This window comes from Aquimarina muelleri DSM 19832 (assembly GCF_000430665.1).
Taxonomy (GTDB): domain Bacteria; phylum Bacteroidota; class Bacteroidia; order Flavobacteriales; family Flavobacteriaceae; genus Aquimarina; species Aquimarina muelleri.
Genome location: NZ_AUML01000015.1, coordinates 103,358 through 129,621 on the forward strand (window position 1 = coordinate 103,358; position 26,264 = coordinate 129,621).

Sequence of the window (26,264 nt, forward strand, 5' to 3'; positions counted from 1 at the left end):
TTATTATGTTTAAAAGATTTATTTGTTATCAAATTTATAATATGAAGTTTATTTTTTTAAATAATGGATAAATAACAGTGATTATTATTATTAAATATGTTTTTAAAAGTTTTTATTTCTTTTATTTGTAAATAATAAGCTTTGTTTAAGTGTTTTTTCTTACTAAAAAAAGAGGTTTTTGTAGAAATACGCATTGAATAATAGTTAAAATGCTGTATAAAACATTAAAAATGTTAATTTTATGTATTTAATAGAATAACAAATAAAATTGGTATAAGCCTATATTTGTAATTAAAAACACTTGGTTGTGTTTATATGAAAGTGTTTTTTATTTTAATAGAGTTAAAAAATAATATGGAAACATTAGATAATACAGATAAAACTATTTTACGTATCCTTCAGCGAGATTCTAAAAAAACAGCAAAAGAAATAGCTAATCTTTTAAATTTGACTGTATCTCCTATATATGAGCGTATAAAACGTTTAGAAAGCAGAGGGTTTATAGAGAAGTATGTTGCGATTGTTAATAATAAGCTTGTTAATTTGCCTATAACGGCTTATTGTCAAGTGTCTCTTCAGTCTCATGGTGAATCGTTTATTGATAAATTCGAAAATCAAATAAAAAATTTGAAAGAAGTACAAGAGTGTTATCACATGGCAGGACAAGTAGACTTTTTGTTAAAAATTAATATGCCAAGTCTAGAAGATTATCACGAATTTATGCGGTCTAAGTTATCTAAAATAGATAATATAGGAGTTTTAAATACGACATTCTCTTTAAAAGTTATTAAACATACTTCAGAATATTATTTGTAACACATTTACTTGTATAAATACTGTGTTTTACACAAAAAAAAACACCCATTCCTTTTATAGAACAGGTGTTTTAAAAATATCATTAATCAATGTTATATTCGAAATTATTTTTTGATAAATCGGTTTCGGGATATTACCTCTCCATCTTTTTTAATAATTAAAAAATACATATTACTATTAAGATGGTTTAAGTTAAGTTCCTTACCAAAGGTCTTTTCTTTATGAATTAAAATGCCTTGGGTATTATAGATTTCATATAAAAGAGTTATGTTTTGTATGTGATCAGATTTAACTATAAAAAGGCTGTTTTCTACTGGATTAGGATGTGTTTTAATACTAAAATCAAGACTAGAGGTTGTGTTTTTGTTAGAAAGAATGTTGTTTGTATTACCACAATCTAACGTCCAAGGATAATCTCCATCATAATCTAAAGAATTACCACCATTGATATAGTTTTTATATTCATTCCACACCGTTTCTACACCTTTTCCTAGTATAGATTTAAAAGCACTATCAAAAGACCATGAACCACCAAGGTCTTTAGCAGCTTTGTTAAATTTATAGATAAAATTCTTGTCGTATTTTTGGGTAACATACTGTAAGAAAAATCCTGTGGTAGTGTATCCTCCTAACCATTTTCTAGAATTGTTCACATCAGGAGTTCTTGTTTGGTGAAAGCCTGCATATATACGTACTCCATCTGCAATACCTTCTGTATATGCCCAAAAAGGAGAGGATCCATCATAAGTACCTCCTGTGGTTGGAGATAGGTTGTATCCATGAGTTACTTCATGGTATAATATACCATCAATTTCATCTTTTATTACTTGTGGGTTATTGCCAGAGTCTCTATAGATTTTAGCTAGGTGTTGTGTGCTTACTTCAATAGTCATTTGATCGCCATTTCCAAACTTATGAGCTACAAAATCTTCGTTTTTCAAGTTGAATTTTAATAACCTGAATCTTGGTGCATTTGCTGAATTTCGGTATAATATTTTGGCTACATCTAAACAACGTTGTTGCATATAGCTTTCAGCATTAGGAATTACCTGTTTAAATATTTGAGATCCTAGGGTAGAGCCATCAAAGTCTGTAAATTGTACAGTAGGGGTAAGGAAGCTATTTCCCCAGTTGCAGTTTCCTCCGTCTCCTTTTGGTAATACAGTAATGTATGCAGTTTTGTTTTCTGTATCAGAACCGAAGCTATTAGTTGCTTTTAAGACTACAGAATAAGTTCCTTTTCTATCATATCGTATTGTTGGGTTTGTTTGTGTGCTATTAGCAGGAGTACCTCCGTCAAAAGACCAATTATATGAAGAGGCATTGGTTGAAGAATTAGTGAAAGAAATACTTTCACCTTCTTGAATACTAGTTTTATTTGCGCTATAGTTTGCTACAGGCAAAATGTCTCCTCCTGTAGAGCTTTCTTTTCCAAATAGTTCAAGTTCCGATACTTGTAGAATGGTTCCACTGTTGTTGTTCATGGATAATCTATAGTATTGATAGGTAACGCTCGTGTTTACTTGAAAAGCTCTTTTTTGTTTTCTGTTAGGGAAGTCTTGATTGGATTTCTGATCTATATTTTGCCAGTTACTTCCGTTCGAGGATCCTTGTAAAGTCCAACTTTTTGGGTCTCTTTCTGGAGCGTCATTTCCTGAAGTTACGGTGTATGAAGATAAAATATAAGATTTAGTAGCTTTATATTGTACCCATGAGGATGCATTAAAAGTTAAAAATTTAGAATTAAGGTTGTTATCGATAATTTTGGATATATTTTCGAAAGATGGAGAGTCGTTATATTGGCTAGAAGCAGTTCCTCCATCATTAGTTATGTCAACCATGTCTCCTGATCCACTATCACCATTTCTGGCTACAGTAATAAACGAAGGTTTGGTTTCTGTATTAGAACCATCATTATTTATTGCTTTTAGAGTTACCGAATACGTTCCTGCTGTATTATATCTAATTACTGGGTTTGTTTGTGTGCTACTAGATGGAGCACCTCCATTAAATGTCCAGTTGTATGAAGTGGCATCGGTAGAAGAATTAGAAAAAGAAATACTTTCACCTTCTTTAATACTAGTTTTATTTACACTAAAATCTGCTATAGGGAGTTGTATCTGTTTTTCTTTTCCAAACAATTCAAGTTCTGATACCTGTAGAGTGCCTCCGCTATTATTTGTCATTGATAATCGGTAATATTGGTATGTAGAACTAGTGTTTATTTGAAAAGTTCTTTTTTGATTTCTGTTAGAAAAATCTTGATTAGACTTTTGATCGATATTTATCCAAGAACTACCATTGGTAGATCCTTGTAGTGTCCAGCTTTTAGGATCTCTTTCTGGAGCATCGTTTCCAGAGGTTATAGTATAGGAGGATAAGACATATGACTTGGTAGCTTTATATTGTACCCAGGTAGAAGTGTTAAACGTTAAAAATTTGGAATTGATATTGTTATCGATCAGATTAGAAATCCCTTCAGTAGAAGGAGAGTCGTTGTGTTGGCTTGATATGCTGCCGCCATCATTAGTAATATCTATAGTTTCTCCTGTAGGAGGAGGAGTGTCTCCTTCGCAATCTAATGACCAAGGATAGTTTCCATCGTAATCCAAAGAATTGCCACTGTTAATATAGTTTTTATATTCATTCCATACCGTTTCTACATTTTTTCCAAGAATAGATTTAAAAGCATTGTCAAAGGACCATGAGTTTCCTAAATCTTTAGCGGCTTTATTGAACTTATAGATAAAATTTTTATCGTGTTTTTGAGATATATAGTGTAAAAAGAACCCTGTTGTAGTGTAGCCACTTAACCATTTTCTTGAGTCGATTACATTTGGGTTTCTTGTTTGATGAAATCCAGCATGTATTCTTACAGCATCTGCAATACCTTCTGTATATGCCCAAAAAGGAGAAGATCCATCATAAGTACCTCCTGTAGTTGGAGATAGGTTGTACCCATGTGTTACTTCGTGGTATAATATACCATCAATTTCATCTTTTATTACTTGTGGATTATTGCCAGAATCTCTGTAGATCTTAGCTAAATGTTGTGTGCTTACGGCGATAGTCATTTGATCTCCGTTTCCACCTTTGTATGCTACAAAGTCTTCGTTTTTTAGTTCAAATTTTAATAACCTGAATTTAGGAGCGTTGGCAGAATGTCGGTATAGTATTTTAGCTACATCCAAACAACGTTGTTGCATATAACTTTGCGCATTAGGAATAACTTGTTTAAATATTTGGGATCCTATAGTAGTCCCATCAAAATCTGTAAACTCTACTCTTGGAGTAAGGAAATTATTACCCCATTCACAGGCTTGCTTACTCTGTGAAATAAAGGATCTATCTATTCCATCTTTAGAAACTGATTTTTTAGGATTTGCATTAATTTGTAATGCAAATACCATTAATGCGATCATGCTTATGCTAAGCATGAGGTTTTTGTAGTTTTTCATTGTTAAGTTTGTGTTTTTTATTAGAGATCGTTAAGGATCTGTGTAATAAATGTTTAGTTAGGGTAAAATTATGATTTAAAGGTTTATTATTCGATTTTATACTTAATTTCAGTAATTTTTATATTGATTCTTATTTTTTTTAGTTTTTTTTACTTTTAATAAGCTTTGTAGGTTAGTGATAAAGTGTTTTTTATGCTTAAAAACTAGTGATTCTATAGAGTTAGTGGAAAAAAATATTTTTTTATAAGTCTTTTGGAAGGTAGAATGCCAATCAGGTATTTTTCTCTAATTAATTTTAGGATAATTATTTTTAGAGCAGATAAAAGTGTGCTATCTAAAACATTCCATTTTTAGATTGTGAATATCTATTCTGTTTTTTACGGTTCAAACTTTTTAAAAAAATTATATTTGTCAGCCTAAAAAAAAACGATATGAACACTACTTGGTATGAATGCAAAGTAAAGTATAGAAAAATTAATGATTCTGGAGTGCAAAAAGTTACTACAGAGCCTTATTTGGTAGATGCTTTATCTTATACAGAAGCAGAGTCTAGAATAAACGAAGAAATGTCGGCATATATTAGTGAAGAATTCAAAATCACAAATATAAAAGTGGCTAATTTTGCAGAGATACATCCGTTTGAAAATTCGGATCGCTGGTTTAAATCCAAAGTTTCTTTAATAGCCTATGATGAAGAGAGTGGAAAGGAAAGAAAATCTAACTTATATTTATTGGTACAAGCTAATGATGTAAAGGAGGCTTTTGATAATACGAATAGTGTTATGAAAAATACTATGGGAGATTATACAATACCTGCTATTTCTGAATCTCCTATTATGGATGTTTTTCCTTATTTTACAGGAGAAGAAGAGCAATTAGAAAAATTTAAAGCAATAAAAGATACAACTGCTCCTAAGGAGGAAATACTGCCAGAAAAAGTAATCTTAGAAGAGGAGGAATAATTAGAAATAATGAATATTCTGGAATTTTTTTACAAACAAAACCCTTTGGATACCCAAAGGGTTTTGTTTATTAACGTGTAAATAATATCATTGATAAACTTTATTTTATAACCTGGGCTCAATTTATCTGAAATGCGTTAGTTTGAGTGGAGTTCTGCTAAAAATTTTGTATCGAAAACCAGCATTTCAGTACTAAAAATCTATTCTAGATATAGTTTTTCTCCATATCTAATACAAAAAATCACTCCTTTAGATTTGTTTACAAAGAATTAGTAAATTAAAAACGGAAATACTATCGAATCACTCGAATTGACGGTTTTTATGGTACATCCGAATATTAATCGAAACTTTGGTTATTAGTGTTCAATGTATTAGCCTTTATTTTTGATAATATAACTATGAAAAACCTCTGCAATCACCTGTTGTTTGCAGAGGTTTAATATTGATAGAATCCAAATGTTATCTTTTAAGTACTTTTATAACTTTTTTGCTTTTGCTAGTGTATATAGTTATAAAATATAGACCCTGAGATAAGTTTTCTAATGGTAAAGTAATATCAGTAGTATTGTGCTTATTGATAAAAATAATTTTCCCAGAAATGTGAGCTACTTTAATTTCTAATATTGGGTCACTAGATTCGATAAAAAGATTGTCACGTGTAGGGTTCGGGTAATATGCAAATCGACCTTCTATAGGCTTAGGTTCTAGTTTAGCTGTTTTAAATGAGTAAGGCCCTTTGAGATCACCATTCTTATCAATACATATACTTTTTATAAATACATCATACAAAGTATCTGGAGTTAGATTTTCTAATAAGATTTGATTAGAGCCAGTTTGAATCACTTTTTTAGTAGTATTATCTCCAGAGATATGATAAAAGATTTCCCATTCAGAGTTATTTGGATGCTCTTTCCATAAAGCTTTAGTACTATCCAGAGTAATTTCTGTAAAAGAAATTATATCTGGAGATTGGCATATCGGTTTAGGTTCACAAATTACTCTTGCATCCCAGCCTGATCTTGGCGAATAGAACGAATTAGAAACAAATAGAACTGTTAATTTTCCACTTATGTGTGTTGATACAATTTCTGGTGGTGCAGCATCTATATATGTGCCTATTAATGGGGCAGAAGTATCTGGGCCATCATAAATATTCATAGTACTACAACAGGCTGCAATATCAAAAGAATCAAAAATTAGGCGAACACGAGATTGTTCATCATTAGGTTCTAAAACGGTTATACGGCGCTCTCCATTTTTGTAATTATAATTAGCTCCCCCAGAATCATAAAAATGATCTCCACTACAATAATCAGTAGCAATGCCAACAAATATATCATCAATTAAAATATCTCCAGAACCAAAATAAGAATTGTTTTCTTGGTAGCGAGTGACTTCGAATTTTAGCTTAATGGTATTGGTAATAGGGTATCCCGAAATGTCAAATGAATATTCTGTCCATCTATTAGAACTTTCTTGTTGTGTTAGTAATGTGTTCCATTGATTTCCGTCAAAAAAACTAACGACTATTTTAGAATTTCTTTCATCTGGAAAAACTTCATTAAAAAGTGCAAATCCAATACTAGGTTTTTCTAAATCACTAATATCAATATATGGGCTTTCTAATGTAGATATGGATGTTGTTTGATTAATTGGATCTACAGTATTACCCGTAACAGAGGCGTATCGGGTACCTCCTCCTGGAGTATGATCACCAGCAGAAGAACTTGCACCTCCATGACTATAATTTACGGTCCAATTAGGAACTCCACTATTGATCCAACAATCAGGAATTTTGTAATTAGGGAAAGATTCATTAAAAGGAGCTTTGATACTATCACATAAGGTCTTAAAAACAAATGGAACAGGCATTGGATCACTGTATCCTCCGGCTTTACATTTGGCTCGTATATACACTTGGTATTCTGTATATTGATCCAGGTTTTGGATGATGTAGCTACTAGAGCCAGACGTAACTAATGTTCCTTCGCCTGGACTAAAACCTTTTAAACCATATTCTAATTCCCAAGTTTCTACTGTATTTTGTGTAGGCCAATTAATTGTAACAGAATTAGAAGTATGATTAGTAGAACTTATGTTATCAGGAAATCTACACATAGGCTTTGCTTCACAGGTTACTATAGCATCCCACCCAGAATTAGTAGTGTTTTCATCAGATAAGAACTGAACCGTTAGTTTTCCACTTTCATGTGTAGAAAATATAGATGATGGAATTCTTGTGCCAGTAATATATGTTATACGTCGGGAATATATATCTGGGCCATCATAAATTAGTAATCGATCATTATATACTTCTAGGTCTACTTGTTTAAAATCCAATCTAACTCTTTGGTTATTATTGTCAGGGATTAATACAATAGTTTCATCTTCACGATTATCGTAATTTCCATTTGGTCCTCCAGAATCATAAAAACGATCTCCACTACAGTAATCAGCCAGTGTTTTTACTTGGATTGGGCCTATATTATTTCCTGTGTATCCTATTCCACATTTAGATCTTAGGTATATATCATATTTCGATAGCTTTAATAGATCTGTTAATTGAATGTTTTGGGTGTTAAACGTTTTTATGGTTCCCGTTCCAATGGCAAAACCTAGAGTCCCGTACTCCAATTCCCAGGAATTATTACTAGTATCGTCCCAACTTATATTTGCGTAATTATGTCCTATTTCATTTATGACAAAATTTTCGGGATCTGCACATTTGGTAATAAAAGAAAAAGGAGAAGTATAGGTTCCTGATTGGCATGTATTAATTTTTCTTGCTCTCCAGAAATATTTGGTATTATAGTTTAAAGACTGTAGTGTAACTTCAGGTTGTGTAATTATATTATTTTCTATAATGTTGGTGAAATTGATATTTGTTGCTAATTGATATTCAAAAGAACTGGCATTAGGATCATTTTCCCAACGAAGTGTAGGGGTTAAGTTATTTACAAATGACCCATTGGTAGGATTTGTTAAATTTAACAAAGTCATAGTGTTGTCGTATACACTAAGCGTTATATCAATCTCCTTTTTTAGACTGGATGCCGTTGTTCCTACTAGGGTAATATTATAAGTGTTAATAGCTAATCCAGTTGTATTAGATATAGTAGCTTTTATTTCTTTTTCTGCCAGATGCTTACCTGTTATGGTAGCTGGTACAAAAGAGATTGTAGTTCCTGTAGGGAGGTTTTTGGCTGAAAAAGTAACAGTTTCATTAAAATCTAAAAAAGTCTGGTATTGTAGAACAGAGATAGCTTCTTCTCCTTTACAAATATCTAGGGTTTGGTTTAGAGTGTTTAATGTAAATTCTGATGACTGAATTTTAAAATTAGTACTATTTATCGCATAAAACACATTGTTTACTGCTTGAACCATGATTCGGGCTTTTTCGGTAGTAGCTACAGCAGGAATCATAATGGTTTCAGAACCATCATTGGGTGTGTTATTCGATAAGACATATGGATAGGTATATCCACCATCTAAAGAAAGAAGCAGGTTTACATGAGAAACTGAAATAGGCGCTTGATTAGTTTTACCTACATTCCAGTTAATCGTAGCTTGCTCACCCTGATTCCATACAAGATTAGATATGTTTTGGGACGTTATCTCAAAAACACCAGAACCTTCTGCTACAGTGATGGTCATCAAATCGGCATTAGTTTGCCCGCCTAGAGGATCATTGTCCCGTACCGTAAAAGCAAAATCCATAGTTCTGGCAACATTAGGAAGCACCTCCCAGGTAGGGGTTAGATTTCCTTCAATAACATGGTTTAGGGCTGGAAAATATCTTTTTGGTGAATTTGTAGGAGGAAAAGAACGAAATAATGGACCTTTTGTCCAATTAGGTTGAGGAGGTGTCGAAGATTCCGTTTTTTCGGGATTGTTTTGCTCCCAGTTATAAGTAAGATTACCTGTTTCTTCAATATCAGTGGCTTCTCCAGTTAATACAAAGGGAGTAGAGATAGGTATTATATAATCATTTCCTGCATTGGCAATAGGCGAATTATTTGTTGTAGTAATAGTTTTAGCACATGATGCAGTTGTATTAATATAGGTTTGAATATCTCTAATATTTACATAATTATAGTATCCATCCATTTGTGTTTGTACTATTGGGGGGCATATTCCTGCATAGCTCATAATGGTACTACCACTTCCTGGTTCAACTTCGCTAATACCGTTACCACTTCTGCATCTGTTGCTACTTTGCACATGATAAGCTCCAAATTGATGTCCCATTTCATGTGCTACTAATAATCTCATATCTTCAGAGGCTGGATTTGTATGTACAGAATACGCCTTTCCTTTATCTTCATCGATACAAGCATTTCCAACACTACCAGCGTTACCATGTTTGTCGTTTTCTACCTGAAATAAATGTCCAACATCATAAGCAGTAACTCCAATATTTGGATTTTGATTTAATGTGCTTTTTAAACTAGATCCATAGTTGTTTCCGCCTAGAAACCAATAGTTATAAGGATCTGTTTTAGGATTTAGAAAGATTACAGCATCTGTATTAGGAATAAGCTCTAATACAATACCAAGATCTCGTTTAAATATTTCATTAATTCTGTTAATAGTAGTAACTATCGATGTAAGAACTTTGGTTTTTCGTTCCAGGTCATTTTTTTCAGTACCATCAAGAAAAAACTGCGAATATTCACCTGCAACAGATATGGCTAATCGGTATTTTTTTAATTCTTTTGAAATACTTTTAACCGTAGATTTATTCTTAGGAGCAGAATAGGTTTTTGATACCTCTTCTGTTAGGCAGTTAAAAGAGTCGTATAATGATTGCTCCTGTATAGTATTATAAAAACGATGTTGGGATTTGCTAATAGGTTGTATTGAAGTTTTCTTTTGGCGGTCTATTATAATTCCATGAATACCAGTTGTTGTAGAGTATGTAAACCGAATAGTTTTGTTGGACCCATCTGTAGCTTTTCCTGCATAAGTTTTAATATCTTTAAATTTTGCAGCTAATTCGGGATGCATTACATAGGTTTGCCAGATACGGTATTCTTGAAATTGATCATATGTATTTGGAAAACTTAAAAGGACCTCTTTTTTTGTAGATAATTGTTCTAAGGTCTTTTGGAGATTGGTTGTTTGTAATTCAAAAATTGATTCATCGATCGAAAGTTTAGATTTTAAAATTTCCTTTTTTGAAGTATTTGTGGTTGTCTTTTTCCAAATTATAGTTTGTGATTGAATGTTTGTGGTTGTTCCCCATAGAATTATCAGTACAACCAATTTTATAAGTAATGTAATTTTCCCCATGATATACATTAATGTTTAAAATTGAAAGATTCTTATATAGTCTTTAAAAAGCATTTTTTATAGAGTAGGTGTGTTTCTTGTTTTTTTAGAATTTTTTTATGTTTTGTAATACATATTACGTGGTTTATTTCGATTTGATATTGTTGTCATCATAGATCAAATTTGCTAAAAAATACAAGTATCTTTTTTGAAGATGTAATATTACCTAGAAAGCAATATTTTTTTCTTAAATAAAACATAAAAAACGAAGTAAAAAGTTAAGAAAACAGGTGTTTTAAGTTGTGTTAATGGTTTCCTTATTAATGGATTTCTTTACTCAATAATAATTTAATAACAATCCATTTTGAGTTGCCCTTTATTTTGATAATAACTCAATGGCTTGTGGTTTATTTTTTGGCAAATTTGATCTATGATCGCAATTACTTCCTTTTGCATAGCAACAGATCCGCAAATTAGTATTGCACCCTTTTTATCTAATGTTTTTGCAATAAAAGAACTGTTTCTTTTTAATAAATGTTGCACATATATTTTTTCTTGTACTCTGGAATATGCAGGATAAAAATAAGCTGTTCCATTTTTTTTAATACTATTTTGAATTATTTCATGATACAATTCAATAGATTCTTCATTTCTTCCTCCCCAAAATAAATGAGATTTTATTTTTTTATTTGTATTTATCATTCCTAAAAAGGGAGCTATACCAGTTCCATTTGCGATCATGATAACTTCTGTTGCCCAGACAGGAAAGTTAAAATCAGGATTTCGTTTTATCGAAGCTTTAATAATGTCATTTTTATTAAGTTTACTAAAGTAGGTCGAACATACTCCAAACTCATGTTTTTTTACACTTAGAAGAATGTCTCCATCAATTTTTCCAATAGAGTATAAGCGTTCTATAGGATCATTTTCTGGATAAAAACTCAATAAATCTCCTGACATAAAAGATATTTTATTTTCAGAGCGTAAACGTATTAAAAATGTATCATCAGTATTTAATAAAGATCTACTCTCGACAGAAAAGGAGGATTCTTTTTTAGATTTATTTTTTTTAGGAGGTTCTTTTAATTGTATTGGTATGCCAGTATTTTTACTCCATTGTAAGGACCAGTTTTTAAAAGCTTCAAAAGATTGGTTATTTATTTTGTGTAGATCTAAAATAGACTTAAAAAGCATATTTGATTGCAAAGTTTTATCAATATCTATAGCATATTTACAAAAATCGGGATATGCCAGAGAACCAAAACCTACTACAGCATAAGAAATCTCTTTTGTAGGGATATTTTTTTTTAATAGAGTTATAAAGTTTTTTGCATTTGAAGGTGGTTCACCTTTGCCATAAGTAGCAGCAAATATGATAAGATGTTTTGCTTTTTTATATGAAGAGTATTTGTTTAATTCTGAAATGAAAACAGTTTTGTTTAGATCTAATAATGAGTTATAGAAAATTTTTGCAAGATCAAAAGTATTACCAGTTTCAGAACCTACTAAAATAATGTATTCAGATTTATCTTTAGAGTAAACATTTTTGAGAATGGAACTCTTCTTTCTCCGTTTTAGAGTCATCAAAAATCCTGAATAGATAAAAAATAAAATAGAACAACATACGATCCCTAAAATTATAGACCATAAAATACTGCCTTGTCCGGTATGAAGTATGAGGCTCCAGTGAGAAGCAAGTTTAACAAAAGGATACTCTATTGTACTTAATATTTGACCTGTAAATTGATTGATAATAAGTTCTTTGTTGGATAGCTTCACATTAAAATAATCTTCTGGATCATCAGAAAACGGGAATTCAACAGCTCTAAGATTTTTTAGTGTTACTTGATTAAAAATTATAAAATCTTTAATTTGTTTTTTTGGAGTAGTTTTTATGTTTTCATAATCTATTTGATGTTCTGCTGTATGTGAGGGTAATAATGAGAATTTCTCTAAGGATAAATATACTCCAGTGAAAGCTACTATAAGGATAGGGATTAGGGTTAACCTGCCTACTATTATATGGTAATATTGCTCAAAGTTTTCTTTTACAATTTTAGAAAAAAAACGATGAATGCCTTGTTGTCTTTTTATAATAAGTAATATACCTGTTATGGCTATTAAAAATAATATAAAGGATATAAGTCCAACAAAAAACCGTCCAGCACTTTTTAAGAAAAGAGAACGGTGCAGATTTGTTGCAAATTTAAAAATAGGTGCTTTTTCGATTATTTCACCTATTTTTTCACCTGTTAAAGGGTTGATGTAAAAGGTTTCATTTTTTCCATCATTGGTAATGACAGAAGCAGAAACAAAGTCATTATTATCAACTTCAATGGAGATTATTTCTTCATAGTGTTCTTGTAAAACAATTATAGTTTGAGCAAGTGTAATATTATTTGAACTACCTATAGAATAAGGTTGTAATTGATTCGATATAGGTTCGAATGCCAAAATAATACCTGTTATAGATGCGATTATTATAAAAATGAAAGAAGATATAGCCAAAGCTAAGTGGCTATATCTCCAAATTGAAATGGTCATTTAGTTATTTATTATTGAGGCATCATACGAACGTAACGTATAAAACCTGTTCCTTCAACTTTACTTTTTACAGTTTGAGATGTTAGATCAAACTCAACATCCTTTATATAGTATTCTTGATCTTCTACTGCGGATTCAAAACGTATTTTGTAACCAGTATCAATTTTGTTAGCTTCAATTTCAATAATACTTATAGTTCGTCCACCACCACTTACGGTTGCTCCAGTGATAGCATCTATGTTTAGGCGTTTTTTTCCATAAAATTTCCACCAATTTATAATATCATGATACCATTCTTCGTCATCACCTTGTACAAATAGCGTTTTTTCATAATTCCCTTCAGGGTTAATTAATGAAATAACAATATATGCACCTTCACCAGTATAATTAGTCATCTGTATCATACATTTATAGGTGTTTTTTTCTGAAATATTTGTGAAACCAAATAAGGCAAAAATTGCAAATATAAATATTGGGAATGTTTTAAAAATGAGTGATTTTTTCATCTTATTTTAAAAATTTTATATCTACATTATTTTCTTTCAATATTTCATTTTCACTAGCTAAATCAAATACAGATTCGTCAAAGCTTGTTTTGATAGTTTTATCTGCACCTATGGATAATAGATATTTTAAGATTATATCATTTTTAGCCATCATTGCTGCTTTATGCAAAGTAGTAATGCCTTCTAAGTTTTTGGTATTGATGTCTATCTTATAACCATAACCATTTATCATTTTTAGTAACTCTAGATTGTTTTTTTCTATGGCTAAATGATAGAGTGTATTTCCATTTTGTTGAGGTTTAGAAATATCAATTCTTTTTTTAGTTAAAATTTCTTTTTTCTTTTTAAACTCATCTATTTTGTTAGGGTCATACGACTCTATTAAATAAGTGCCTAAATGATTTCCTTTAGAGTCAATTACGTTTACATCAGCATTTTGATCAATTAAAAAATTAATTACATCCAGGGTGTTATTTTTTAGGGCATTTGTTAATGCAGAATGACCATCTTGATTAACAGCGTTTAGATCTTTAGTGTTTTTTGCTATTAATTTTATAACATCTAATGAGTTACTATGAGCAGCATTTAATAAGGGAGTATTTCCTTTGTTATCTGGTTGGTTAACATTGATATTTTTGTTTAAAAAGTAATTAAAAACATCAATATCTTTATTACTATAAGCTAAATTATGCAGGGGTGTAACACCATTTTTATTAGTAATGTTAGGTTCGATACCTAAACTTTCGAGATATGTAAAAAATGCTAACGAATTAGATCCTTTTCTGGTACCTTGACTAGCAAAAATCATGGCATTTCCACCTTTTTTGTTAAGTTCTTTATAGGAAACTTTCTTTTTTATTAATAAATCGAGCATTTCTTTATTGCCTGTGCGCGCAGTATAGTTAAAAACACCATTTCCATCATTGTCTGTACTGTGCAGATCTAATCCTTTAGAAATGAAGTAATCTATTAATGTAAAGTTTTTTAAGTATGGAGTTAATAATAATAATGCATTTGCTCCATGTTCATCTTTATCGGTTTTTATATCAATTCCATTTTTAATACATAGCTCATAAATCTCTTTATTAGTCTGACCAGCAGCAGCAGCAAAGGTTAGTACCGAAAAGTTATGAGAATCTTTTAAATCCATTCTGGCATTATTGGCTATTAAATGTTTCATTAATTCAACATTGTTAGCATAAGCAGCCCAAAAAACATATGTTCTTTTATCGTGGGTTAATTTATTAACATCATTTCCTTTTTTAGATAGTAAATGTATTATGGATGTATTGGAAGCTTTTTCTAAAGTGGCATAAACTACAGCATCAAATCCATAAGGATTTAATGCTGATGGGTTGTTGCCTTCTGTTATTTTTTGCTCTATGATTTCAATACTCGGGTTTGTTTTCCAGAAATCTCTTTCAAAAAAAATATTTTTGGTTTGAGCTTGTAGCATGTTTATAAACAAAACAAAAGCAACTATTATTTTTATTCTACTCATTTTTTTAAATATTAAAATTTATATCTTAATGTTGTTCCAAATGTTGCAGGCTGTATTCTGTTTAGGTAAACAGTTCTATAGGCGTTAAATCCTGTTTCATTAAATACATTGTTTGCAAAAACATCCAGACTTACTTTATTATTAAATTGGTAAGACGCTTGTATGTTTACTGTTGTATATGCTTTTAAATCAAAGGGTTTAACTCCAGGAACTACACCGTTATGGGTGTAATTTCTTGACCATACATTATGAGGTCTTTCGCCTAAATAATAAGCTCCAGCGCCCAAAGATAAACCTTTTAATGATTTATCAAATCTGTAACGAGCCCAGAAATTAGCAGTATGTTTAGGAGTATTTATAGGGCTAGAATTATAGTAATAAGATACGTGATCTTTGTATTTAGCGTCTAGATAAGAGTATCCACCTATTATTTCTAAATTTGGCAATATTCGACCAATTAGCTCTACTTCAATTCCATTTCTTGTATCTTCTCCTCCTTTTAAATAGTAGCCCAAGAAATTACCTGCAGGATCGATTGCTTGTAGATTTAAGTTTTTACTACTTGTTAAAAAGTAAGTAATATTAAAGCGTAAAGCTTTGTTTAGCCAGTTTGATTTAACTCCTGTTTCAAATTGATCCCATCTTTCTGTACCTAGTTCTTTACCATTAATGTCTCTATAAAAAGAAGTCATAGGGTTAGAACTACTGGCGTAAGATCCAAATATAATTATGTTTTCGTTAGGCTTTATATTTATTCCGGCTAACGGGTTGATAGCATCATCCCGTTTTGCACCGGTTAAGCTACGACCAATAAAATTACCTTTTGTTCTTTCTAAGGATGTATATCGCAACCCAAAAAATACATCAGCCCACTTTGTGAAGGATATTTTATCTTGAATAGTAAAACCGTAAGATTTTGTTTTAGAGCCTGAAGCTCCTGCTGGATTTAGCTCTAATGATATGCTTGATGGTAAAACATTATTGATAGGTTGAGTTACATCTATGATGTCTACATAAGTATTATCATCTGGATAATTAGTTGTGTATGCAGTGTTATCAAAAGTTGTATTTCTGTAATCTACACCTACTTGAAATGTATGTGTTAAAAACCCAGTTTTAATATCTTTACCAACTAAATCTATCTGTAATACACTGTTTTTATCGCTTCTTCCGTTACCAGAATATTCTCTATATCTTTGGGTGTTAGTCAACTCAGGTAGCCCTGATCTTCCTCCTCCTTCAAAAGCATAAGATGCCTCTGAGTAAGTTTCTAGGTCAGAAACAAAATAACCAGCTTTTACAGTTACATTGTTATTTATTTCTCTTTCAAATCTTACAGCATAAGTACTATTTACAGAAGTGTACCTGTCTGATTCAAAACCTAGAAATTTTGAGCCAGATAATTTCAAGATATTATTGGTGCTGTAGTCTCCTAGATTGATAGTACCTTGATCGGGAGTCGTACTATCATCGGTATAATCCATTTCTAAAAAGATAGAAGTTTTATCATCTGGTTTCCATGCAAGTGATGGGTTGATGTAAAAACGTTCGGAGTTTACTTTTGCTCTATAACTATCGGCTCTATCGTATGAACCAGCTACTCTAAAAGCAATTGTTTTTTCTTTATTCAGAGGGCCATAAAAATCAAAAGTTGGACGTACTTTTCCATAACTACCAGCTCTTAAACTTATTTCTCCACCGTTATAAAATTTGGGAGTTTTAGTAACCACATTAATTACTCCTCCAACAGAACCCAAATCACCTCCTAGCCCTTGGCTAATAGCAGAGATACCTTTTAGTACTTGAATGTTGTCTACACCAGCCATGTCAGTAATAACTCCAACTCCTCTAAAGTCAGAATTAATTCTAACGCCATTTTTTAATAATGGAATACCTCTGTAACCTCTTAAAGACATACTCTCTCTAATGTTTCCATACGTAGAAAATGTATATACACCCGCTACGTTTTTGGTAACCTCACTAAGTGTAAGGGCATTTTGTTGATCAATAAGCTTATTCGATAAAATCGAAATACTTTGTAATTGTTCATTAGGCTTTAGAGGAAGTCTTGTTAATGTTTCCAGTTTTTCGGCTCTTTTTTCTCTTGACCCAAAAAGTTCAACTTCTTCTAATTGAGTGTTGTTTTCCAGAATAAAAGTAATGTTTGATATGTTTCCGGTTACTTCAATACTTTTTTTCATTTCTGCATAACCTACAGCACTAGCACTAATTTTGTAATTTGAATAAGGTACATTTTCAATTATAAAAGTACCATCTTCTTGTGCTTGAGTACCTAGTCCAATACCTTTAAGCGATACATTGGCATAGGGGATAGGTTCATTGAATCCATTTTTTACAACTCCTTGTAGAATTGCTTGACTATACATAAAATTTATACTACTAAGTAGTAATAATAATAATAAGGGTAATTTTTTATAAACTGACATGTGATTGTGCTTTTATTGGTTTTATGGTTATTATTGTGTTACAAAAGATTCTATAACTTTATTAACATCTTCTTTTTTAGTGTATTCTTCAGAAAATAAGTACTTGTAAAGTGCTTTGTTATCTACTTTAGCTTTTAGTTTCAAATCGAAATTTCGGGCATAAACCTCTTCCCATTTGTTACGAACCAAAGCCCATTTTTCATTGTTTTCTTTCCACCAATCCGTAGCAGCTTTACATTTACTGTCGTCTACTTTTATATATGTGTTATATCCTTTTTCTTTAGCTAAGATTATATCTTCTTTAGCTTCCTCACGTATTACTTTATCATTGTTTTGATCATGAACCCAACCATTTTTGGTAATCTCATGCCTATTTCTTCTAACAGTTATATTGTAATCATTTCTCTGTGTGTATTCTCTTCTCGGTAAAGGAGCATCTGTTGTGTTTTCCCAAAAACTTTTTCCATCCACGTGTACCCAAGTTGCAGAACCTTCATAGCGAGGGCTATCATCTACTTGAAATACCTTTTGTGTCCATTGCCCGTTTACTTCGGATTCAGATTTTTTCTCGTAGTTCCATGAATTATCTCCATTAAACATATAAAAATCGGTGTTTTGGAATATCCAATCTTGTCTCCAATGTTTTACAATGTGTGGTTTTGATGGATCTCCAACCTGTAATAAATGCTGAATAGAAATTTTATTTTTATCCTCTTCAATTAACTGAGCCCATTCTAATGCTTTAGCAATTTTTGTTGTTGAAGGCTTATAAAGCGAATCATTACTATATCTAAAAGTTTCTGCAAAATTGAAAGTTACCTCATAGCAGCCGCACATTTTTTTTATAGCATTTTTATCTTCAGCTTTTTTGCTCTGTGCATTCGTAGTAAATACAAATACTAACAGCACAAGTGACGAAATCTTAAATCGTTTCATTTTTGAATATTTTAAAAATTATCAATCCTTATTTAGATTGAATTAAAATAAGGTATTATATTTGCTGCAAATTTATTAAGAATGAATCTAAATAGAAACAGTTTTTTGTTTTATTTTTTATTATTTTTTTGCAACGTCATGTTTGCTCAACAAAAAGAAGTAAAAAAAGACTCTGTAATAGCAGAACAATTAGAAGAAGTTGTAGTTACGGGACAATACTCTCCGCAATCCATAAATAAGTCAGTTTTTGAAGTAAAAGTAATTAGTAGAGCTCAGATAGAACAGCAAGCAGGTAATAATCTTGCTGATGTGTTAAACCAAACATTAAATATTAATATTATACCAAGTGCGTCTACAGGAAAATCGGCGGTGCAATTATTTGGGTTAGATGGGCAATATTTTAAAATATTGATAGACAATGTTCCTGTAATTAATGATGAAGGTTTAGGAAATAACACAGATTTAACTCAGATGAACTTAGATGATATTCAACAAATTGAAATTGTAGAGGGTTCTATGGGAGTACAATATGGGGCCAATGCAGTTTCTGGAGTTATTAATATTATTACCAAAAAAAACAGTAAATATCAATGGGAAATAATGCCTTATATACAAGAAGAAACTGTTGGAGGTGAATATGGTTTGTTTGATAAAGGTAGACATATTCAGTCTATAAAAGTAGGTAGAAAAATTTCTAATAGTTGGTATGCCAATGCAATATATACAAGAAACGATTTTGCAGGTTTTTGGAACGATAAAAAAGGTAAATCTCATGATTTGAATGATGGTAAAAGAGGATACTCATGGCTACCAAAATTACAGAATACCGCCAAAGCTTTACTGACTTATAAAGGAGACAATGCTTTTAGAACCTTTTATAAGTTTGAATATTTTAATGAAAACATTGATAGATATTCAGAACAGGTAAACCCTAATTATAATCCATCTACTCAAACCAGCGCTCCTATCGGAGATGACCTTGTTTTTACATCAGAGCGATTTTATCATCACCTCAATTTTTTAGGAAAATGGAGAGATGATTTTAATTATGATATTTCTTTATCGTATCAACAACAGAAAAGAAATGTAGAGACGTTTAAGTATAGAATTAAAACTAAAGAAAAATTTGATGTAGAGAAATTTGAATATGAGTCTAGAAAAGCATTCTATTCCAGAGGCAATTTCAGCCATTTTTTGAAACAGGATTCTTTTGATTTCCAGTTCGGGTATGAAGTAAACCATATTGATGGTTATGCTTCCAGTGTATCTGGAAGTTTTGACGGAGAAAACATAAAAAGAGAATTGGGATCTTATGATGTTTTTGGTTCTTCAGAAATTTATGTAAACGATAAATTTTCTATTCGTCCGGGAGCCAGGTTGTTAACTTCTTCAGTTTTTAATACTCAAGCAGCTGTTTCATTAAGTGCTAAATACATTTTCAGGAATGAAGTAGAAATAAGAGGTGTGGTAGGCTCCTCCCCAAGATTACCAAATTATGGGGAGTTATACACTTATTTTGTAGATGCTAATCATGATGTAAGAGGTAATGAAAATTTAAAACCAGAACAAGGATCTTCTATTTTTGTGCATATAAAGAAAGGTTTTGATCTCACCAAGGATGGTACATCCAAACTATTAAGTAAGCTTTCTTTAAACTATTTAAATGTATCTGATCGAATCGAACTTACTGTGGTTAATCAAATACCATTACAGTTTCAATATATCAATATAGATTCTTACCGAACTCTTGGAGCTTTTTTTAACAATACAATGAACTACAAAAACTTAAAAGCTAGTGCGGGAATTGGTTTTGCTGGAGAATCAAAAGTATTAGATAGTAAGGTGTTACATAATGATGATTATTTATATAGGATACAATTCAATGCAAATGCAGCATATTATGCAAAGAGCTTGGGGATGATTTTTTCTACATATTATAAATACAATGGTCCTTCACAACAGTTTGTACAGCAGCAAAATGAAAATAATGAAACAGTACTGATAAGAGGGAGACAAAGCGACTATAGTTGGTTGGATGCCTCTGTACGTAAAGATTTTTTAAATAAAAAGATACAGCTAACTCTTGGTGCTCGTAATCTTTTAGATATAACCGAAGTAAATACCACCGCCTTAGAAGGTGGTGCGCATTCTGGATCTCCATCAACCGTATTACTTGGTTATGGAAGGTCATATTTTTTTAAACTAGTATATAACCTTAATTTTTAATTGACAAGTCACGATGAAAACCAATTTAAATTTTATTAAAACTCTATTACTACTCTTTATTGTAAGTGGATGTAGTAGTGATGATGATACAGTAATACAAGAGTTTGCTGTAGCCTTTGAAAACCCTTCTATTAGTTTTTCTCCTACAGATAAAAACAAAGAAGTGAAAATTATTTTTTCAAGTAAAGCTCCTGAGGCAGGAAATTTAACTATAAATTATACAGTAGAAAATGCTGCTTATGGAGCAGATGCAGATTTTACAACTACACCTTCTGGAGAAACAGGGAGTGTTACAGTCGCATTTAAGCAAGGAGATAGTGGTGCTTCATTTACTATCAATAAGCTAAAAAACCCTATTGAAGGTGCTACTAAATCAGTAGTATTCTCTTTAACAAAAGTGAGTGTTCTTAATGGTGTTATTAGTGGTAACACAGATTTGGCTTTAAGTTTTACAGAATCAGCGGCACTGGGAGGAATTATTTCACCAAAAGTAGGTGGAGTAAATTATACCAATCAAGTATATATAGATTTAAGTTCGCAAAAAACGACAGAAGTTAGAAGGGATTTGTGGGAAATTGCCTTTCACTCAGGAACAGAAAACAAAGTGTTTTTGAATTCTTCTCTTAGAGTTACTGCAGCAGAACTTTCTGAATTTACTGATTTAAAAACCGTAGTGAGTTCTACTAATTTTTCATCTCCATTAACTTTTCAAGTATATAATTTTCAAACAAATCAAACAGATCAAGTAACGGTAAATACTGTAGAAGAATATAAAGCAGGAGTAAAACAATCTTATTCTATGTATGGTCCATATGCCGATCATAGAAATGGTAGTAAAACAGCTATTTCAGTAATTTCCTCTACAGATGAAGAGAATAAAGTTTATCTAGTATACATGGGATCTGAGATTCCTTCAGGACCTGGATCTGGAAGCACTAATCATTCTGGAGATGATAGGGGATGGTACAAAATTAGAGTATTGATGGAAGGGGAGAATTATAAACTTCAGTATGCCGAATTGGAGGCTACTACATTTACAGAAGTTACTATTAGCAAGGATCCAAGTTTGAACTCTGTAGCGTTTAGTTTAACTAGTGGAAATCAAGTTTCAGTAGAACCAGCTAAAGAAGACTGGGATATTAATTTTACTGGAGTATTTGGTGCAGAAAACGGTCCTACTTATACCGATTATGTGCTTCATAATACATTAGGAGGTACTGGTCTGTATCAAGTTACTACTTATGAGGTGGTAAATAATGTGACCAATGAGTTTGACGTACCTTCTTATGAAAACTTTAAACTGTCTGATGTCACTGAAGCATCGTTAGACTACGAAACCAGAAATATTATTGGAAGTGACTGGCGATATCCATATTCATCACCAGCGCGGTTATTAGATGATAGATATTATATTATAAAAGATGTAGCTGGTAATTATTATAAACTTCGTTTTACTGCAGTTGTAAACGAAAGTAACGAAAGAGGAAACCCTAAATTTGAGTATACCTTGTTAAAGTAATCAATATTTATAATAGTGTTGTGTTAATTGTAAGGAGGGACTACTGAATTTTGAGTCCCTCTTTTTTGTTTTTGATAGAGTAGATGTTTTTCGATAACAAAAAAAATATTATTATTATGTTTTTAAAAACTAAAGGCTAAGATTAGTCATTAAATCTAGAATCTAGATTTAAGTAAGTTACATAGGATATAATTGTACTAAAACAAACTCTATTAATTTTTTTACAAGCCTAATCCTAATTTATTATGTATTCTTAATTTAAGGAATTTCAATTCTTTTTTTATTAAGAAGAAACAGCGGCAATAACCTGTTGTTTTTTTAATTCTTTTTTAGTTAAATCTCGGGTTAACCAACCACTTCTACCAGCAGTAGCAATCGCGTATGGTGTTATCCAAAATAAGGTGAAAGCATAAAATATACTATAAGGGTATGCCCATAGAGCTTCTGATATACTATGTTTTTTTGCATAAAATAAAGCTTGTATACTTGAAAAAGCAAATATGCTAACCAATGTAGAACTTAGGAATAATATTGGATAAGTAAAGATAAAAAATAACATTAATAATATTGCTGGATATGCCATTATCATTTTCATCCATTGGTTTAATAACAATATTCTAGCACCGATTTTAGATCCTTTTCTAAAGTTTATAAAAGCAAACTTACTCATCGCTATATTCTCTCGAATATTACTTCTTTCCCAACGGATAAACATTTTATATAAATTTTTGTAATGCTCAGGAACATTTGTATAAACGTATGCATTACGTTGAAAAAATACTTTATAACCTTGCTTTAAAATCATATTTGTCATAGCACGATCTTCACCAATTTTAGAAACTTGTCCCATAAAAGTTTGTTGGATCCAATCCTGAAGACAATTAAAAACAGCTTCTCTACGATATGCTGATAAGGCACCCGGTGTACATAGTACAGAACCTAGCTTACTTTGTGCAGAACGTATAAACTCAAAACTAAAAGCAAAACTTACATTTAACATACGAGGGATTAGAGCTGTTTTTCTATTTAACACACGTACATTTCCTGCGACAGCTCCACATTCTTTATTAAGAACAAAAGGACTAGCCATATTACGCAGTGTGTCTTTTTTTACTATAGAATCACTATCAACAGTTATAAACACTTCTCCTGTAGCTAAATTAAATCCGCGATATAGTGCATGCCTTTTACCTTTGTTTTTAGGTTGTTGGTATATCGAAACACGATCTCCTAGTTTTTCTTTAGCTTTTTTCATCCATTGCCATGTGTCGTCTTGACTTCCATCATCAATAGAAATTATTTGTATTTTTTCTTGAGGGTAATCGCTTTCGGCTAGACTAATTAAGGTTTTATAAACCAATTCACCTTCATTATATGCAGGTACAATAACTGTACATGAGGGTAATTGTTTATTAGGTACTGATTTAATGGACTTATAACGTAAGTATAAAAATAATATATAAATTAAAAAACTAATCTTAAGGATAAGTAGAGAAATCCCTGTTACCATTAAGGTAATTCCCCATGCACTATTTATTCTTTCCAAATAAATTTTCTCAAAATATGGTTGTAAGAAAAAGAATAAAGATACAGCACCAAACATTAGTATAAATGTTCCTATTAAAATGAAAGATGAGGATAAATCTAAAATATTACTCTTGATAAGAGTAAGGTATTTATTGGTAGATGTTGATGTTTCCGAATATTTGGAGAATATTAGTCCCTTCATAAGTATTTCCTTGTTTTTTTAAAAACAAAGCAATATTGATACCATTTTGAATATGGTTGAGTTATAGAGTTTTAAAAATAATTGAGGAATTTTAATATGTGGAAATTCTACACATGTGCGGGTATTTTCCCCACTATTATAGATGTGTTAAGGTAGGAAAAAGTGCTTAATACTTTGCGTTGTGAGATTTTTAGCTACATTTTGTTTATTAGATATTAAGCATATAAATAATTTTAATTGTCTTGTGTTAGATGAATAATAAATTAGATTTTAAACAAAGTTAAAATGATTTTATTGTACAAAATAGATTTCTTTTTATTTGGTTTTGATTCATCACTAAAGAGAGGATATCGTAAATTTTATAAAAAAACAAGAAACCAAAAGAAAAACGTATCAATCAAAAAAGCTGAAGAATGATATCATTCTTCAGCTTTAAATAATTAATTTTAATCCTTATTAATCTGTATCGACTATTTAGGACTAGACATAATTTCTCAAAAAAAATAGCTCTAAAAGATGGTTTCATAGAATGAAACAAAGAGTTTTTTAGAAATTATTTGTTTTTTAACTTAGAATTCAGCTTATTTCTAACAAAACACAATAATGAATGTTTATAGATGTCTAAGCAAATTTGAGAGGGGTCTTTTCAATTTTTGGATCTTTTAAATTTGTAGAATCTTTAGTTAGTAAGTCAATTACTTTTTTTCCCCAAGTATCTGCTAGAGCTAATTCACCACTAAGTTGTGGACTATCATCATAGTCATATACTTTAAACTGGTCAATCAAATTGTTTTTTTTAAAAGTAAAGACTAATGCTATACTTTGTATTCGCTCATAATTTAACTTTCCATTTCTTATTTGTTTAGTATCTTTTTTTATTTCACAAGTGGCTATGTTCTTCAGATTTATTTTTTGAAGATATTCTGCTTCTAAAGTCTTTTTGTAGTAGTAGATTTGTTTAGCGTTACTATCTAATCCTAGCGCAAAATTATAATTAATCACATAATCTGTAAGTATACCATTATCTTCTGTGATGCTTATCTCTAAGGCTTTTTTAAGCTGTTTTTCTTTTTTTTTAGTACTACCATTAATGAGTATAAATGGTAATGTACATATTACTATTAGGATTATTAAAATAACAATCATTCCTGTTTCCATGATATTTAATTTTGTGATATAATTTATAGTGAATTTGCATAGTTTCGTTTGAAACAATGCTTGTTTTTAATCGTAAGAAAAAACACTATTATTAATTACCAAAAGGAATGGAAAGGAAAGATAATTTGTTTTTTGAAGGATTTATTAAAAAAATCTCGGTCATAATTTTGAAAACGATGACTATAAGCTAAAGATAATTGATGACTTCTATTAAGAAGTCCATCTTTTTTGGATGTTTTATTATCTGGTGATAAAGGTAGATTATCAGGTTGTGATACGCGAACTAAAGGTTCTGTTTCAGTATCAATATACAGGTACATCTCCAAATTAAGTAAGGACTGTACTGAATGGTTTTTTTCAATCGAATTATCAATAGAAATTTCTGAAAACGATGTGTTTTTTGCACTAATCGATATTTTGAATAGTACAGAAAGAAGAATAAAACATATAATGTTTTTAAACGTTTTCATTATGAATTAGTATTCAATATTAAAGTTGTAATTGAAAATTATTATTAATGTGTTTAACAAAGTAAACACTAAAAATTGAAAGTATAATTTACTATTAAGTTAAATTTTGCTAAAATTGAAGGAAGCCCTTTATGCTTTTACTTTAATACAACGATTTAAAACGAAAAATAAAACAAGAGATATGAATTAGATTAAATTTAGAATCATATGCTAGTTTTATTATATTAACAAAATTACAAGTTTTAATCGGCTGAATCTTATCTTAAATATAATTCATATCTCTGTTTAATTCACGTGTATTAGATCTTCATAATTCTAACTATTTATAAAATAATAAGATATAAATCAATCTTCTTTTTTATGTAAGAAATCTAATAGTTATAAAGTATGCATCCGAGCAACTACAGTATAGAATTTTCTTGATATCCAGGTAGTAATTCTTCTAATTTTTGTATGCTATGATCTGGTATTTTTTCTAAGGTATTAGCGAGCCATTCTCTTGGATTTATGTTTTGCATTTTGCAACTTCCAAAGAAAGAATACAGCATTGCTGCATTTTGTGCTGCTTTGTGTGATCCACAGAATAGATAGTTTTTTCTACCTATAGCCATTGGTCTTATGGCATTTTCTATTTTGTTATTATCTAGCTCTATTTTTCCATCCAGAAATATATTCTGGAGTTTATGATATTGGTTCACAAAATAGGTCATTGCTTTCCCAA

At 30.8% G+C, this 26,264-nt stretch carries 15 protein-coding genes; 4 read left to right on the forward strand and 11 right to left on the reverse strand.

Annotation, left to right across the window (positions count from 1 at the left end):
• Positions 1–315 precede the first annotated feature (315 nt).
• The gene (locus tag H527_RS0107570; RefSeq protein ID WP_229809266.1) at positions 316–816 is read left to right on the forward strand and encodes an Lrp/AsnC family transcriptional regulator; all 501 of its coding nucleotides are present in this window, start codon (positions 316–318) and stop codon (positions 814–816) included.
• A 104-nt stretch (positions 817–920) separates the two neighbouring features.
• Here H527_RS0107570 and H527_RS23095 read toward each other — a convergent pair whose 3' ends face one another.
• The gene (locus H527_RS23095) at positions 921–4,274 is read right to left on the reverse strand and encodes a basic secretory protein-like protein (RefSeq protein WP_081414569.1); all 3,354 of its coding nucleotides are present in this window, start codon (positions 4,272–4,274) and stop codon (positions 921–923) included.
• A gap of 431 nt (positions 4,275–4,705) precedes the next feature.
• On the opposite strand from H527_RS23095, the gene H527_RS0107585 reads away from it, so the two are divergent.
• Entirely contained in the window at positions 4,706–5,236 is a 531-nt protein-coding gene (locus H527_RS0107585; RefSeq protein WP_035087621.1) for a DUF4494 domain-containing protein, read from the forward strand.
• 459 nt (positions 5,237–5,695) lie between these two features.
• Here the strand turns inward: H527_RS0107585 and H527_RS0107590 are convergent, their stop codons facing one another.
• The 6 genes from H527_RS0107590 to H527_RS0107615 form a co-directional block, all read right to left on the reverse strand.
• Entirely contained in the window at positions 5,696–10,528 is a 4,833-nt protein-coding gene (locus tag H527_RS0107590; RefSeq protein WP_027412147.1) for a reprolysin-like metallopeptidase, read from the reverse strand.
• Positions 10,529–10,855: 327 nt separating this feature from the next.
• Positions 10,856–13,051, reverse strand: coding sequence for a PepSY domain-containing protein (locus H527_RS0107595; RefSeq protein ID WP_027412148.1), 2,196 nt, complete (start codon positions 13,049–13,051; stop codon positions 10,856–10,858).
• An 11-nt stretch (positions 13,052–13,062) separates the two neighbouring features.
• Positions 13,063–13,557 carry a DUF2271 domain-containing protein gene (locus H527_RS0107600; protein ID WP_027412149.1) on the reverse strand — a complete coding sequence of 165 codons (495 nt, stop codon included), beginning with the start codon at positions 13,555–13,557 and terminating at the stop codon, positions 13,063–13,065.
• A gap of 1 nt (position 13,558) precedes the next feature.
• Positions 13,559–15,058, reverse strand: coding sequence for an ankyrin repeat domain-containing protein (locus H527_RS0107605; protein WP_027412150.1), 1,500 nt, complete (start codon positions 15,056–15,058; stop codon positions 13,559–13,561).
• A gap of 11 nt (positions 15,059–15,069) precedes the next feature.
• Complete coding sequence (locus tag H527_RS0107610; RefSeq protein ID WP_027412151.1) at positions 15,070–17,505, reverse strand: TonB-dependent receptor; 2,436 nt, start codon at positions 17,503–17,505, stop codon at positions 15,070–15,072.
• A gap of 30 nt (positions 17,506–17,535) precedes the next feature.
• A complete protein-coding gene (locus H527_RS0107615) occupies positions 17,536–18,441 on the reverse strand; it encodes a DUF6607 family protein (protein ID WP_027412152.1) in 906 nt (301 codons plus the stop codon).
• Positions 18,442–18,579: 138 nt separating this feature from the next.
• Between H527_RS0107615 and H527_RS0107620 the strand changes: the two genes are divergently transcribed.
• Positions 18,580–20,667 (forward strand): TonB-dependent receptor plug domain-containing protein, encoded by a 2,088-nt coding sequence (locus tag H527_RS0107620; protein ID WP_051316683.1) that lies wholly within the window; start codon positions 18,580–18,582, stop codon positions 20,665–20,667.
• A 13-nt stretch (positions 20,668–20,680) separates the two neighbouring features.
• Complete coding sequence (locus H527_RS21645) at positions 20,681–22,186, forward strand: HmuY family protein (protein WP_051316684.1); 1,506 nt, start codon at positions 20,681–20,683, stop codon at positions 22,184–22,186.
• 283 nt (positions 22,187–22,469) lie between these two features.
• Here the strand turns inward: H527_RS21645 and H527_RS0107630 are convergent, their stop codons facing one another.
• From H527_RS0107630 to H527_RS0107645, 4 genes are all read right to left on the reverse strand, one after another.
• Positions 22,470–23,915 carry a glycosyltransferase family 2 protein gene (locus H527_RS0107630; RefSeq protein WP_027412154.1) on the reverse strand — a complete coding sequence of 482 codons (1,446 nt, stop codon included), beginning with the start codon at positions 23,913–23,915 and terminating at the stop codon, positions 22,470–22,472.
• Between the two features lie 621 nt (positions 23,916–24,536).
• Positions 24,537–25,073, reverse strand: a complete 537-nt coding sequence (locus tag H527_RS0107635; protein WP_027412155.1) for a hypothetical protein — start codon at positions 25,071–25,073, stop codon at positions 24,537–24,539.
• A 95-nt stretch (positions 25,074–25,168) separates the two neighbouring features.
• A complete protein-coding gene (locus tag H527_RS0107640) occupies positions 25,169–25,543 on the reverse strand; it encodes a hypothetical protein (protein WP_027412156.1) in 375 nt (124 codons plus the stop codon).
• 401 nt (positions 25,544–25,944) lie between these two features.
• The coding region (locus tag H527_RS0107645; RefSeq protein WP_027412157.1) for an IS66 family transposase at positions 25,945–26,264 on the reverse strand (320 nt) is incomplete at its 5' end.